Below are 13,584 nucleotides of genomic sequence, written 5' to 3' on the forward strand. Positions count from 1 at the left end.
CGGATTCGCTGGATCAGAACAGTGCCCTCATGAGTGCGGTCCGTGCCTTGGTCACGGCTGGGTCGTCGGCGCCGAGGACCGCGAAGAGATCGAGGACACGCAGGCGCAGGGATTCCTTCTCATCACCGGTGGTGGTGCGGATAAGAGAGATGAGTCGGTTGAAGGCGCTGCCGGCATTGCCGCTGACGACTTCGGCGTCGGCCGCGGCCTTCGCGGCCTCGACGTTTTTGGGGTCCGCATCGGCGGCGGCGATGAGATCGGCCGGTTCCTGGTCGATGAGGCGGCGTCCCAAGCCTGCCCGGGCGAGACCGAACTTCGCCTCTTCATCGGCTGGAGAGTTCGCCAGCGCGGCCTTGAAAAGGTTCTCTGCGGTGTCGAAGTCGCCCTTGGCGAGTGCCTCTTCGGCCTCCGGGTGGGCGGGGCCGACCGGTTCGGGCTCGGCTCCCCCGACGACCGCATGGCCGGTCACACCGTTCTCACCGGCGAGCTTGAGCAGTTCGTCGAAGTACGCCTGGACCTGCGGTTCGGGCAGAGCACTCTGGAACAGCGGCACGGGCTGACCCTTGATGAGGGCGACGACCGTGGGGATCGACTGGACTCCGAAGGCCTGCTGCAGACGCGGGTTCGCATCGACGTCGACCTTGGCCAGAACCAGACGTCCCCCGTACGAGGTGACGACGCGTTCGAGGATCGGCGAGAGCTGTTTGCACGGTTCGCACCACTCGGCCCACAGGTCGATGACGACGGGCACGCGGTCGGAGATCGCCACCAGGCTGGTGAACGTCGATTCGTCGACGTCGAAGACCAGTCCCGGAACGGCGACCGTATCCGGGTCCCCACCGGCCGGGCCGCCGGCGGCACCGGCTCCCGCACCGGCTCCCGCACCGGCGGCCTGACCGGCCTGACCGGCCTGTTCGGCGGGCATGTTCTTGCTGCGCACCGCCGACAGGTCGAGTCCCTGATTGGGCTGCGTGCTCTCCTGCGAGGGATCCATTGACACGTGGTCTCCTTTGTGACGCGGTCGGTGGACTCGGCGCAAACCGTGACGCACCTGGTCCTTGCTTATCCAACAGAACGTATCAACACCGGTGCGCCCACGGCTATTTCCTCAGCCGTCACGGAAGGAACACCACGGTGCCGACCCTTCCGCCTCAGCCTGCTTCGGCTCCGGCGAGAGTCTCGAGACCGCCGATGAGCTTGACCTTGCCGTCCTTGGGGACGAGGAAGGTGAGCACCTGGGTGGTCTTCGTCGTCACCGGCTCCTTGGTCGTCGCGGAGCCGACGAGTTCCTTCTGCGGCGACGACAGCGACAGGGTGCCGGTGCGACCCTCTTTCGACTCGGGGCTGATCGTCGATTCGGCGTCGATGACTCCGGTGACGATGGCGGCGTCCCCGGCGGTGCCCTGGGCGACGAGTTCCTTGCCCGGAGTGTACTTGTAGTCGACTTCGGCCTTGCCTTCTTCGGCGCTGGCCTTCTGGTCCTTCTGGTTCTTCCAGATGGACTTCGAGAAGTCATCGGACTCGAACTTCTTCGCCTCCTTCGAGTCCGCCCCGCTGCCGAGGGCCTTAGCGTAGTCGGCAACGGCCTTCTCCGGAGTGGTGACGAAGTCCTTGGATCCGGGTTCGAGCATCTTCGCCCCCTGACGCGAGTCGGGCAGTTCGGGCAGCTTCGTGCCGGCCGTCAGCTGGGTCTGCGACCACAGTTTGTAGTTGCTGCGCGGATCCTCCTGGGTCAGCACGAGCAGCTGCGAATTCCCACCGGCGGAGGTGATCAGGCTGGTCACGCGCGGCCAGGCATCGGTGGCCGAGGTGTAGTTGGCGACGATCTCCTCGCTGGCCACCTCCGGCGCCATCTTCTGGTCTTCGACGTCGTCTTTCACCTTGTACAGGTCTTCACGCTGCTTGAGCGCGGGACCGGCAGCGCGTTCGACCAGTGCCTTCTTATCGGTCTTTTTGTCTGCGGCTTCGACGTCGGCGGCCACGGAGTCGAGGATCCGCTTGGCCTGGTCATCGGTGACGCCCGCGGCCGCGGAGCTCGGAGCCTCGGAGGGCTCGGGCTTCGGCAGCTCTTCGGGCCCGCAGGCACTGAGTGCGAGCACGGGAACGACGGCGAAGGCGGTGCCGTATTCGGCGAGCTTGCGGCGGCGCTCCTGGCGCGCCTTGCGGCGGTTCGCTTCCTTCTTCGAATTGTTCGCACCGAGGAAGAGGAGGACGACGCCGATGACGAAGAGGACGCCGCCGATGATCATCAGCGGGAGTGCCCAGGGTGTGTCGGCGTGGTTGGGCCAGGTGAGGGTCACAGATTTGACCGCTCCGGCTTCGCCGTCACCGGCGACGAGGAATCCGGTGCGGTTGGCCTCGTCGTTCCATTCCAGCTCCACAGAATCGGTGCCGGTGACCTCGGACTGCCACAGATCGGCCCCGGCGGGTTGGGAACCTTGCCCTCACCGTCGGTCGCCTTGACCGTGAGCTTGCCGCCTTCGGCGATCCCGGTGACGCGGTCATAGGCTGACTGTCCCGCCCAGGCTTCGACGTTCTCGATCGGGGCTTGGGCGATCGTGAGATCACCGCTGCCCTTGACCTCCAGGGTCGCAGGCGTTTCGTAGAGGTTGAGCATTCCGGGGTCGACGATGACTGCCGGTTTGTCGGCATCGATCTGTGCGGTGGCAGTGATCGTATCCTCCGGAGCCCACAGGGTCTTCTGCAGGATGCCGAGGCCACCGACGACGACACCCACCACCATGAGCATCACAGCGAATGTGTAACGCACGAGCGAACCTTCCCTCAGCCGAGCAAAATGGCACCCCAGTTCGGGGACTCTTCAAGTTTAAGTCACATACCGGACATCGACTCTGTGCGCACGCTCAGTGTGTGTCGACGTTCACATGCCCGCTCCTTCCCCGGGTCGTTCCCGATCGGCCGTCGGACGATCGCTCCATCCCGACAGTCACCCTCGCCGAGGCGGCCGTTCCCCGGCCGTGGAGAGGTTCCGATCGCACCCCGGAATGTCCCGTTCCCCGCTGTCTGCCCTAAGCTGGGCGGGTGAGCAACAACAGAATTGTGTGGATCGACTGCGAAATGACCGGCCTCGACGAGGTGCGAGACGAACTCATCGAGGTGGCTGCCATCGTCACCGACTTCGAGCTCAACCCCCTCGACGACGGAATCGACATCGTCATCAGGCCCTCGGCGGATGCACGGGCGAACATGAATGAATTCGTCACGAACATGCACACCACCTCGGGCCTGATCACCGAACTCGACGCGGGCACCACCGTCGCCGAGGCGCAGTCCCGGGTCCTCGAATACGTGAAGAAGCATGTCCCCGAGGCCGGCAAGGCACCGTTGGGCGGGAACTCTGTCGGCACCGACAAGGTGTTCCTCACCAAGCAGATGCCCGAACTCGTCGAGCACCTGCACTACCGGATCATCGACGTCTCCTCGATCAAGGAACTGTCCAAGCAGTGGTTCCCCCGCGCCTACTTCCAGGCGCCGACCAAGCATGGTGGGCACCGCGCACTCGGCGACATCATCGACTCGATCATCGAGCTCCAGTACTACCGGAAGGCCGTGTTCTCCGCCGAGGGACCGAGCTCCGACGAGGCGAAGTCGATCGCCGTCGAGGTGGCCGAGAACTACTCGAACCTCACCGAGGCGAGTTCCTCCGACGAGAGCTGAGCGCCTCAGCCGGCCTTCTTCTCGGGGCGGGCGAAGATGTTCGACGGGAAGGCACCTGACTTCGCGATGACGCGCAGCAGGTCCCGGCTAGGCGAGAGCAGCGATTCGATCGTCTGATCGTCGAGGACAGACCAGGCGGCTGCAACGGTGCCGTCGGTCAGGGCTTCGACCTGTTCCTTCAGATCACGTCCCGCCTCGGTGATGACGGGGAGGTCGTGCCCGCGGTCGTCCTTGTCCACGGTGATCAGCCCCGCCTCGGCGAGCCTGGCCTGCGCGGTCTGCCATTCCTCATCCGTGTAGCCACGGGTCTTCTGTGCCGCTCGCGGGCGGAATCCGGCACCGGTCGCGACGTCGAGCATGAGGGCGTCGATTCCGGGCACACCGGCGGTGACGAGGGAGGCGACATGGCCGTCGCCGCGGAATTCGCGGGCCACGGTTGCCACATCCCACATCTTCTCGAATGCGGTGGCCGCCTGATGCCTGCCGATGACGTCGGCGGTGGCCGCGGCCAGGGTGCGGCCGGAGAAGTCCATGGCGGCGCGCACGGGTGCCAGCGTCTGAGTCATCTGGGTGGCCGCCTCGGTGAGCAGGGCGATGTCGTCACGGTCACCGAAGAGTTCAGCCATGTATGCGCTCACTGCGTCGAAGCGAGCCTGGACCATCTGCTCCGGGCTCACCGTCTCCCACAGGCGCGGCAGCATTCCGGCGACGAAATTCGGGGAGTAGTTGTAGTACGCAGCGGACACGACTCCGGGGTTCACCCGTCCCAGCGGGGCCGAACGGGCGGCCATATTGCCTTCGACACCGGGTTCGAGTCCGTACTTGGCGTACTCGGCGCCGACGGTCTCTGAGAAGTAGATCGACGAGTGGAAGGAGTTGATGCGGGCCGAGACCGTTCTGATGTTCTGTGTGCGCTGGGATTCCATATCGTCATCCTATGGGCGGTCCCGTCCCAGGTAAATGGGTCTGCGCGTGCATCGTCGCCGCTCTGGTCGGCGCTGGAGATTAGCGCAGTTTCATAGGACCTAAATCGCCTGCCCCTTCCCCGAGGCGGCCGGACTTCCGCGTCGATCCTCGCACCGGCGCGCCCGTCCGGTCGCGCACATTTGCCGGGTCAGGACCCGGTGCTACGGTCTGAGTATGGAGTGACACGGACCGTTTGCGACCACGGCATCGTCCCGGTCGGAAGCCGATCCCGCAAACCGCATCAGCACAGCGTCCGGCTTGGAGGTCAGATGAGGATCGCACTGTTCGCCACATGCATCGTCGATGCGATGTATCCCGAGGTCGCGCAGGCGACCGTGAGTATTCTGCGCCGACTCGGCCATGAGGTGATCTTCCCCGAAGGCCAGTCGTGCTGCGGGCAGATGCACATCAACTCCGGCAAGTTCGCGCAGGCCGAACCGGTCATCGCCAATCACGTCCGCGCCTTCACGAGCACCGAATGGGATGTCGCCGTCGCCCCGTCCGCCTCCTGCGTGGCCTCGCTCGGCCACCAGCAGCCGATGGTCGCCACCCGGGTGGGCAATGATGCCCTGGCTTCCGAGGCCGCCGAGGTGGCCGAACGCACCTACGAGCTCACCCAGTTCCTCACCGACGTCCAAGGCGTCACGGATGCCGCTGCCGATCTCGGGTCCTATTTCCCGCACCGCGTGACGTATCACCCGTCATGCCACGGAATGCGGCTGCTGCGCCTCGGCGATCGGCAGTCCTCCCTCATCCGGTCCGTCGAGGGCATCGACTTCGTCGAACTGCCTCTGGCCGATTCCTGCTGCGGGTTCGGCGGCACCTTCTCCGTGAAGAACCCGGAGGTGTCCTCGGCGATGCTCGCCGACAAGGTGCGCACGATCCAGGCGACCGAAGCCGATGTCTGCACCGGCGGCGATGCCTCCTGTCTGCTGCACATCGGCGGCGGAATGTCGCGGTTCGAACGCACCGGCAGCTTCGACGGCGCCCCGGACGTCACCGCCGTGCACGTCAAGGAGACGAGCTCGACCGATGAGCAGGGGCACACGACCGAGACGCTGACGACGGTCGTCGGTGCCGACGATGACGACCACCTCACCCCGGGCCATCGGGGCACCGCTCCGGCCGAGCCGAGCCGCACTCAGTCCGGATTCCGCGTCGGTCAGGCCGCGGTCCATCTGGCCCGGATCCTTGCCTCGACGAAGGAGGACCCGTTGCGGGTGCCGAGCGAAGGAGCAGAAGTGAGCGGAGGGAGCCTGCGATGACGTTTCTGGGAATGCCGCTGCTGCCGTCGAAGCGACGCAGCGATCTGCCCGGCGGGCAGGGCAACATCATCGAAGCCGAGGCTTTTCCCGAGGTCTCGCACGAACATCTGAGCAATCAGCAGCTGCGCAACAACATCGGCCACGCCACCTCGACGATCCGGTCCAAGCGCGCCGAGGTCGTCTCCGAGCTCGACGACTGGGAAGCCCTGCGCGACGCCGGTGAGGCCACGAAGAACGAAGTGATGGCGAACCTGCCCGAATACCTCGCGCAGTTCGAAGAGGCATTCACCGCCGCCGGCGGGATCATCCACTGGGCCAGGGATGCCGATGAGGCCAATGCCATCGTCACCGAGCTCGTCGAGGACAATGCGCCGGTGCTCGAGACCGGGCGTCGCGAGGTCATCAAGGTCAAGTCGATGGCCACCCAGGAGATCGGGCTCAACGAGCACCTCGAGCATGAGGGCATCGATGCGTTCGAGACGGATCTGGCCGAGCTCATCGTTCAGCTCGGCGAGGACAAACCCAGCCACATCCTCGTTCCCGCCATCCACCGCAACCGGGATGAGATCCGTGAGATCTTCATGGACAAAATGCCCGACGCCGGGGAGCTGACGAACGAACCGGCCGTCCTCGCCGAGGCGGCTCGCCGTCACCTGCGCCACAAATTCCTCACCACGAAGGTTGCGATCTCCGGAGCGAACTTCGGCATCGCTGAGACCGGCACCCTCGGAGTGGTCGAGTCCGAGGGCAACGGGCGCATGTGCCTGACCCTGCCGGAAACGCTCATCACCGTCATGGGCATCGAGAAGCTGCTGCCGAGGTTCGCCGATCTTGAGGTTTTCCTGCAGCTGCTGCCACGCTCGTCGACCGGTGAGCGGATGAACCCGTACACCTCGTTCTGGACGGGGAAGTCCGAGGGAGACGGTCCGCAGAACGTCCATCTCGTTCTCCTCGACAACGGACGCACCAGGGCCCTGGCCGATGAGCACGGACGCACGGCGCTCAACTGCATCCGCTGCTCGGCATGCATGAACGTCTGCCCTGTCTACGAACGCACAGGCGGCCACGCCTACGGCTCGACCTATCCGGGACCGATCGGAGCGATCCTGTCCCCGCTGCTCACGGGAGTCGAAGAGCAGGGCAACGGTTCGCTGCCGTACGCGTCGAGTCTGTGCGGCGCCTGCTACGACGTGTGTCCCGTGAAGATCAACATCCCGGAGATCCTCGTCCATCTGCGCAACGAGGATGTCAAAGCCAACCACTCCCCTGTGTCCTCCCAGCTCGACGCCGCCCTCACCGGCGCGTCGTGGATGATGGGCGACGGGAAGCGGATGGCCGCGGCGGAGAAGGGACTGCCTCTCGCGCACAAGGTCACCGGCGGTGAGCAGATCAACGCTCTGCCCGGAATCGCCGGCGCCTGGACATCGAGCCGGGACATCCCGGCCCTGCCGGAGAAGAGCTTCCGACAGCTGTGGGCCGAAGAGGAAGCGAACGACCGCGACGAGGAGGGGCAGCGATGACCGATACCGCCCGCGAGGAGATCCTCGCCCGCATCAGTGAGGCCCTCGGTCGTCGTGGCGGCGGGGAGTACGTGCCGTCGTCTCCGCGGACGGCGGCACCAGGCACCGGCGGCACGGCACATGCCGAATCCAACGGAGTCGCCTCGGCGAACACTGCCGCCACGGCCGCCGACGCCGGATACCACCATGAGGGCACACAATCGGGTGAGGACCTCGTTGAGCTGCTCATCGACCGTCTCGTCGATTACAAAGCCAACGTCCACCGCGCCGACGGCGACCCGAGCGCGACGATCGCCGAACTCATCGGGGACCATTCCACGGTCGTCGTCCCCCGCGGTCTCGACTCGTCCTGGCTGGCGGGGTACGCCGGTGAGGTGCGGATCGATGCACCGGGTGAGGAGCTCAGCGTCGACGAACTCGACGCTCAGGGGGCGGTGGTGACCGCCTCGGCGGTGGCGATCGCACAGACGGGCACCATCGTCCTCGACGGATCGAACGAGTGCGGGCGGAGGGCGATCACGCTCGTGCCCGACCATCATGTGTGCATCGTCCGGACGGACGACATCGTCGACATCGTCCCCGAGGGAATCGCCCGGCTCGACGCGCACGCGCCGCTGACGTTCATCTCCGGGCCTTCGGCCACGAGCGATATCGAGCTCAGCCGGGTCGAAGGTGTGCACGGACCGCGCACCCTCGACGTCATCATCCTCAGCAGTTGAGCGCAGCGGAGACCTTCGACTCTGCGGGACCGGCGAATGCGCACGGACCGGCGAGTGCGGAACAATGGAGTCCATGACCACGGCGCAGACCCTTCAGTACCCGCGGCCGGATGACCGGCCTCGTCGTCGCACCCGGCGGACGACATTCATCGTCTCCGCGGTCGTCATCGTCCTCACCCTCATCGTCGGAGTGATCGCGGCCGACCGCATCGTCGACTACACCACGGAGCAGCGCATCGCCGACGGGCTTGCCGACTACGGTGAAGCCGAGGTCTCCGTCGAAGGCTTCCCCATCCTCACGCAGCTGGCTTCAAGTGAGCTGAACTCGGTGCATGTCACCGCCGATGAGGCCACCTATGCGGGCGTCGACTTCACCGACGTCGACGCGAAGCTCTATGACGTTCCGACCGGCGAATCGAAGCCGATCGGCACCGTCGACGGCACTGCGGTCCTCCCCCACTCGACCCTCGACGAGCTTGCCGCCGAACATGCGAACCTGCCCGAAGGAATGTCTTTCACCACCGTCGACGGCGAACTCTTCCTCAAGGGGTCGATGCTCGGTCAGGATCTGCTTGTGGGCATCGACCCGAAAGCCGACGGCAGGAGGGCCGTCGTCGACGCGACGACGATCAAGCTGGGTTCGGCGGAGTTCTCCCTCGATCGCCTGCCGGGGTTCCTCACCTCGGAGATCTCCGATATCGTCATCGATCTCGACTTCCTGCCCGCCGGTCTCGAGCTCACCGACCTCACCGCCACCGACTCGGGACTGCGGGTCCGCCTCCACGGATCCGGAGTCCGCCTGCAATGACCGGCGGGGAACGCAGCCGGCCATGGTCGGAGCGGGCCGCCTCGGCGATCGGGTAATGTTCCGGTCGTGACGACTCCCATTCCCGCCGAAACCGCCGATGATTCCCGCCGCTACCGCCCCGATCCGACCGTCCTCACCGCGCTGACCTCACCGAGGCTGCTCACCCGTGAGGTCCTGGCCGGACTCGTGGTGGGGCTGGCCCTCATCCCCGAGGCGATCGCGTTCTCGATCATCGCCGGGGTCGATCCGAAGGTCGGGCTGTTCTCCGCGTTCATCATGGCCACCTCGATCGCGTTCCTCGGCGGACGCCCGGCCATGATCTCCGCGGCGACTGGAGCCGTCGCCCTCGTCATCGCCCCCGTCGCCCGCGAGCACGGGATGGACATGTTCATAGCCACCGTCATGCTCGGCGGTGTGTTCCAGATCCTGCTGGCCGTGGCCGGAGTCGCGAAGCTCATCCGGTTCATCCCCCGCAGCGTCATGGTCGGGTTCGTCAACGCCTTGTCGATCCTCGTCTTCGCAGCACAGGTCCCGCACGTCATCGGAGTGCCGTGGATGGTCTACCCGCTGCTGGCCATCGCCATCGTCGTGCTCGTGTTCATGCCGAAGCTGACGAAGATCGTGCCGGCACCGCTGATCACGATCGTCATCATCACCGGCATCGTCGTCATGTTCGCCATCGATGTCCCCACCGTCAGCGACCAGGGCGAACTGCCGCGCAGCCTGCCCGAACTCTTCATCCCGCACGTACCGCTGACCTGGCAGACCTTCACGACGATCGCACCCTACTCGCTGGCCATGGCACTGGTCGGGCTGATGGAGTCACTCATGACGGCGAAGCTCGTCGACGAGATCACCGACACCCACTCGAACAAGACCCGTGAGTCCTGGGGTCAGGGTGCTGCTAACATGATCTCCGGTCTCTTCGGCGGGATGGGCGGCTGCGCGATGATCGGGCAGACGATGATCAACGTCCGCGCCTCGGGGGCGAGGACTCGGATCTCGACGTTCATGGCCGGAGCGTTCCTGCTCCTCCTCGTCGTCGTGCTCGGTGACATCGTCGGCATGATCCCTATGGTCGCCCTCGCTGCCATCATGATGATGGTCTGCGTCGACACCTTCGACTGGCATTCCATCCGTCCCTCGACGCTTAAGATGCTGCCGAAGTCCGAGACCTTCGTCATGATCGCCACCGTCGCCGTCGTCGTGGCCACCGGCAACCTGGCCATCGGCGTCGTCGTCGGAGTGTTCGTGGCCAGTGTGCTCTTCGTTCGGAGGGTCGCCCACTTCGTCACCGTCGAACGCACGATCGAGACGACCTCCGCCGAGGCGGTCGCCCGCTATGTGGTCCGCGGCGAGCTCTTCTTCGCCTCCTCGAATGACCTCACCACTCAGTTCCGATACACACATGATCCCGATCGGTCGTCATCGATATGACGGAATCGCATGTCTGGGATGCGTCGACCGTCGCCGCCCTCGATGCGATCGTGACGAAGTACGAAGCACTGGGCACGAGTGTGGAGATCACCGGAATGAACGCGTACACCGAGACTCTGCATACTCGACTCTCCGGCGGGCTGGGTTAGCTGCCCGGTGAAGTCAGGCAGCTGCGCGATCCGCTGAGGTAGACTGTCCGCAATGTCAGAGTCAGCCCCGGATGCCGCTTTCCACCCGAAAACGTGGGTACTTCCGCATTCGGGCACCAACGGCTACATCACCTCGTGGGGCGAGATGCAGTCGGGCACACAGCCGTTCACGCGCGGAGATCTTCCACTCCGACCCCTGGTGTGATTCCCCGACAGATCTCATCGTCCGAGCCGACGACGTCCGCTCGAATCACGCACGTACGCTCAGCGTCGACGAACTGAGCACTGTCTGCACATCCACTCTTCGGGTCGAGCCATATTCTCTGCCGACCACGAACAGGATCACTGTGACCACCACTTCTGCAATCGCTTTGCCATCAGCCTCACCGACCCCTTTGGGACAGCGCTTCTGCCAGGCGCTCCGCAGCGACACCGTCGGCGGTGCGCTGCTCCTCATCGCCGCAGCTGCCGCTCTGATCTGGGCGAACTCACCGGCGTCGGCCGGATACTTCGCACTCCGCGATATCGAGTTCGGTTACGAACCGTGGCATCTGCGGCTGAGCATCGGGCAATGGGCCGCCGACGGACTGCTCGCAGTCTTCTTCTTCCTCGTCGGCATCGAGCTCAAGGCGGAATTCACCCGCGGTGATCTGCGTCGGCTCCGCACCGCCGTCGTCCCGATCACCGCGGCAGCCGGCGGAGTCCTCGTCCCCGCCCTCATCTGCGCGGCGTTTCTGCTCACCCGCCCAGAGCTGCTGCGCGGCTGGGCCATCCCCACGGCAACCGACATCGCCTTCGCCGTCGCCGTCCTTGCGATCGTCGGCTCCCACCTGCCGAAGGCGCTGCGCCTCTTCCTGCTGACCCTGGCCGCAGTCGACGACCTGCTGGCGATCGCCATCATCGCGATCTTCTATACCGAGTCCATCGCTGTTCTCCCCCTCGCCGCGGCGCTCGGAATCGTCATCGTCTACGGGCTCATCGCGAGCCGATTCCGTCGCTACTTCGTCGACCGTGCCTGGTCCGCGTGGGTCATCCTCCTCCCCCTCGGACTCACCGCCTGGGCGTTCATGCACGCCTCCGGCGTCCACGCGACCATCGCCGGAGTGCTGCTGGGCTTCACGATCCCCGCAGTCGTCGGTCGTGGCTCGAAACGCACAACCGATGCCGACTACGGCACTTCGAGAGACATCGATCCTTCCGCCGACGGCAGGTCCGGAAGCGACCTCGCCGAGGCGCTCGAACACCGCCTTCGACCGCTGTCGGCCGGTTTCGCCGTCCCGGTCTTCGCGTTCTTCGCCGCCGGCGTCGATATCGGCGGAACCCCCGGTCTGGCTTCGGCGTTCTCCCACCCGCTGACCTACGGGATCGTGACGGCACTGATCGTGGGCAAGCCTGTCGGCATCCTCGTCTCCACCTGGTTGGTCACCCGGTTCACCGGTGGGTTGAATCCTGATCTGCGATGGGCCGATCTCACCGGCGTCGGGCTGCTTGCCGGCATCGGCTTCACCGTCTCGCTCCTCGTCGCCGAGCTCAGCTTCACCGCCGGTTCGGTCGAACACGATGTGGCGAAGGTCGCCGTACTCAGTGCTTCTCTGCTCTCGGCCGCACTCGCCGCGCTCATCCTCACCGTCCGCAATGCCCAGCACCGTCGCCGGTCTGAGGGGCACCCGCGCCGATCGCAGGTGTGAACGAGCTCGCTGACCAGCGCATCCGCACCAGGCGCTTGCCAGTTCCGTCACAGACTGCCGCACTAGGATTCGAAGCGTCCCTGTTCATCCCCACGATCAGCATCGACAGAGCATTCGACCAACTGAGAAGGACCCTGCCATGGCATTCGACAAATTCCTCGACAAGGCCAAGAACCTCGCCAATGATCCTAAGGTCAAGGACAAGCTCAACTCGGACAAGGCGGAGAAGGTCACCGACTCTGTCCTCGACAAGGCCGCCGGTGTCGCCGACTCCCTGACCGGAGGCAAGCACTCGGACAAGATCAAGAAGGCCCGGGACGCCGCCGACAACGCCATCGGCAATGACCGTCAGACCGGGAGTGCGAATCGCGGCGACGAGCAGCCCGGCGGTGCGACCCGCAGCGACGAAGTTCGTGAGAACGATGTCCGCGGAGATGATCGTGACGACAGTGGATTCGACAGTGGCAACGGACCTGCCGGAGACCGCTGATCTGCTGTTTCACCCGATCGAGCCCTTGCCGACTGCGGCAGGGGCTCGATCTCTGTTCGGCGGTCTCAAGCGGACGCAGCGGTGCGGCTGGCGGTGGGACCAGCAGGGTCAGATATGCGACGGTGTCGACTATCCGGACTCAGGAATCGATGTCCGGGGCCGGCATTCCTTTCGGATCGGCGTCGATCGTGATCCGCACTGCGTCGATGACGGCAGAGTCGCGCAGCAGCTCGTCACTCGAGACTGCCCACCCATCTCCCCTCTTCTCGCCACAGGACTTGCCGTACGGAGCGACGACCTCACAGTCGACCGCGGTGATCGGTGCCGCTGACTCGATGACGAGGTCTCCGCGGTCCAGGGGACGGACGTACACGACGACGCCGTCGTCCTGGTCGCCGTTCACGTCTGCGGCCGGCACCGCTGCCCCGGCAACCTCGTAGTCAAGGACTCCTCGGTGAGATCCCGCAGTGAGCCTATCCGTGGAGAAGCCGATATCGACGGAATGCACCTCTGTCTCAATGGTCGCCTCGGCGGGATCCGAATCGATGGTTCCCTGCGGATTCGAATAGTGCACCCGCAGGTACGGCGGCAGCAGAGCCTCGGTGTCGGGCAAGCGGAAACCATCATGGATGTCACCGCCGAATCCCCATGTCGTCTCCAGCGCCAGGTCGAGTTTCGTATCCATTCGCACCGAGTAGCTGCCGTCGGCGGCGATGCTGACCGTGTGCTCAGCAGTCTTGTCCCGCAGCGGGTTCGGCGCTGCGTCTACTCCGCCGGACGCTGCAATCACAGCCGTCATCGTCGCAGTCGCGGCGAGCGCTGCCGTGACGGAGGACGCACGGCGGCGTCCACATCTCGGTTCCA

13 protein-coding genes and 1 pseudogene are annotated in these 13,584 nt (G+C 65.3%); 9 read left to right on the plus strand and 5 right to left on the minus strand.

Translation table 11 applies throughout. From position 1 onward, the window contains the following. Nucleotides 1–13 precede the first annotated feature (13 nt). The 3 genes from LJ362_RS11770 to LJ362_RS11780 all read right to left on the minus strand — a co-directional run bounded on the left by LJ362_RS11770 (nt 14) and on the right by LJ362_RS11780 (nt 2,770). The gene (locus LJ362_RS11770; protein WP_264801835.1) at nt 14–994 is read right to left on the minus strand and encodes a tetratricopeptide repeat protein; all 981 of its coding nucleotides are present in this window, start codon (nt 992–994) and stop codon (nt 14–16) included. 157 nt (nt 995–1,151) lie between these two features. After that, nucleotides 1,152–2,381: a hypothetical protein gene (locus tag LJ362_RS11775; RefSeq protein WP_264799228.1), complete on the minus strand. Its 1,230-nt coding sequence runs from the start codon at nt 2,379–2,381 to the stop codon at nt 1,152–1,154. Then, nucleotides 2,297–2,770, minus strand: coding sequence for a hypothetical protein (locus tag LJ362_RS11780; RefSeq protein ID WP_264799229.1), 474 nt, complete (start codon nt 2,768–2,770; stop codon nt 2,297–2,299). The genes LJ362_RS11775 and LJ362_RS11780 overlap by 85 nt, the downstream gene beginning before the upstream one ends. Nucleotides 2,771–3,042: 272 nt before the next feature. Between LJ362_RS11780 and orn the strand changes: the two genes are divergently transcribed. Further along, complete coding sequence (gene orn / locus LJ362_RS11785; protein WP_264799230.1) at nt 3,043–3,678, plus strand: oligoribonuclease; 636 nt, start codon at nt 3,043–3,045, stop codon at nt 3,676–3,678. A gap of 5 nt (nt 3,679–3,683) precedes the next feature. Here the strand turns inward: orn and LJ362_RS11790 are convergent, their stop codons facing one another. Further along, nucleotides 3,684–4,604 carry an SCO6745 family protein gene (locus LJ362_RS11790; RefSeq protein ID WP_264799232.1) on the minus strand — a complete coding sequence of 307 codons (921 nt, stop codon included), beginning with the start codon at nt 4,602–4,604 and terminating at the stop codon, nt 3,684–3,686. 309 nt (nt 4,605–4,913) lie between these two features. Here LJ362_RS11790 and LJ362_RS11795 point away from each other — a divergent pair, with 309 nt between their 5' ends. The 8 genes and pseudogenes from LJ362_RS11795 to LJ362_RS11830 all read left to right on the plus strand — a co-directional run bounded on the left by LJ362_RS11795 (nt 4,914) and on the right by LJ362_RS11830 (nt 12,720). Continuing rightward, nucleotides 4,914–5,909 carry a (Fe-S)-binding protein gene (locus LJ362_RS11795; protein WP_264799233.1) on the plus strand — a complete coding sequence of 332 codons (996 nt, stop codon included), beginning with the start codon at nt 4,914–4,916 and terminating at the stop codon, nt 5,907–5,909. Continuing rightward, the gene (locus tag LJ362_RS11800) at nt 5,906–7,429 is read left to right on the plus strand and encodes a lactate utilization protein B (protein ID WP_264799234.1); all 1,524 of its coding nucleotides are present in this window, start codon (nt 5,906–5,908) and stop codon (nt 7,427–7,429) included. Before LJ362_RS11795 ends, LJ362_RS11800 begins: the two co-directional genes overlap by 4 nt. Further along, nucleotides 7,426–8,148 (plus strand): LutC/YkgG family protein, encoded by a 723-nt coding sequence (locus LJ362_RS11805; protein ID WP_264799236.1) that lies wholly within the window; start codon nt 7,426–7,428, stop codon nt 8,146–8,148. Before LJ362_RS11800 ends, LJ362_RS11805 begins: the two co-directional genes overlap by 4 nt. Before the next feature lie 73 nt (nt 8,149–8,221). Continuing rightward, a complete protein-coding gene (locus LJ362_RS11810; protein ID WP_264799237.1) occupies nt 8,222–8,956 on the plus strand; it encodes a DUF2993 domain-containing protein in 735 nt (244 codons plus the stop codon). Nucleotides 8,957–9,034: 78 nt separating this feature from the next. Further along, a pseudogene (locus LJ362_RS11815) lies at nt 9,035–10,542 on the plus strand (SulP family inorganic anion transporter). Nucleotides 10,543–10,594: 52 nt separating this feature from the next. Further along, entirely contained in the window at nt 10,595–10,747 is a 153-nt protein-coding gene (locus LJ362_RS11820; protein ID WP_264799239.1) for a hypothetical protein, read from the plus strand. 142 nt (nt 10,748–10,889) lie between these two features. Beyond that, nucleotides 10,890–12,230, plus strand: a complete 1,341-nt coding sequence (gene nhaA / locus LJ362_RS11825) for a Na+/H+ antiporter NhaA (protein ID WP_413774208.1) — start codon at nt 10,890–10,892, stop codon at nt 12,228–12,230. 139 nt (nt 12,231–12,369) lie between these two features. Beyond that, on the plus strand, nt 12,370–12,720 hold the full coding sequence (locus tag LJ362_RS11830) for an antitoxin (protein WP_264799240.1): 351 nt from the start codon (nt 12,370–12,372) through the stop codon (nt 12,718–12,720). A 139-nt stretch (nt 12,721–12,859) separates the two neighbouring features. On the opposite strand, the gene LJ362_RS11835 is transcribed toward LJ362_RS11830, so the two are convergent. Next, the gene (locus LJ362_RS11835; RefSeq protein WP_264799241.1) at nt 12,860–13,519 is read right to left on the minus strand and encodes a hypothetical protein; all 660 of its coding nucleotides are present in this window, start codon (nt 13,517–13,519) and stop codon (nt 12,860–12,862) included. Nucleotides 13,520–13,584 lie beyond the last annotated feature (65 nt).

The sequence above is a fragment of the Brevibacterium sp. JSBI002 genome, assembly GCF_026013965.1.
Taxonomy (GTDB): domain Bacteria; phylum Actinomycetota; class Actinomycetes; order Actinomycetales; family Brevibacteriaceae; genus Brevibacterium.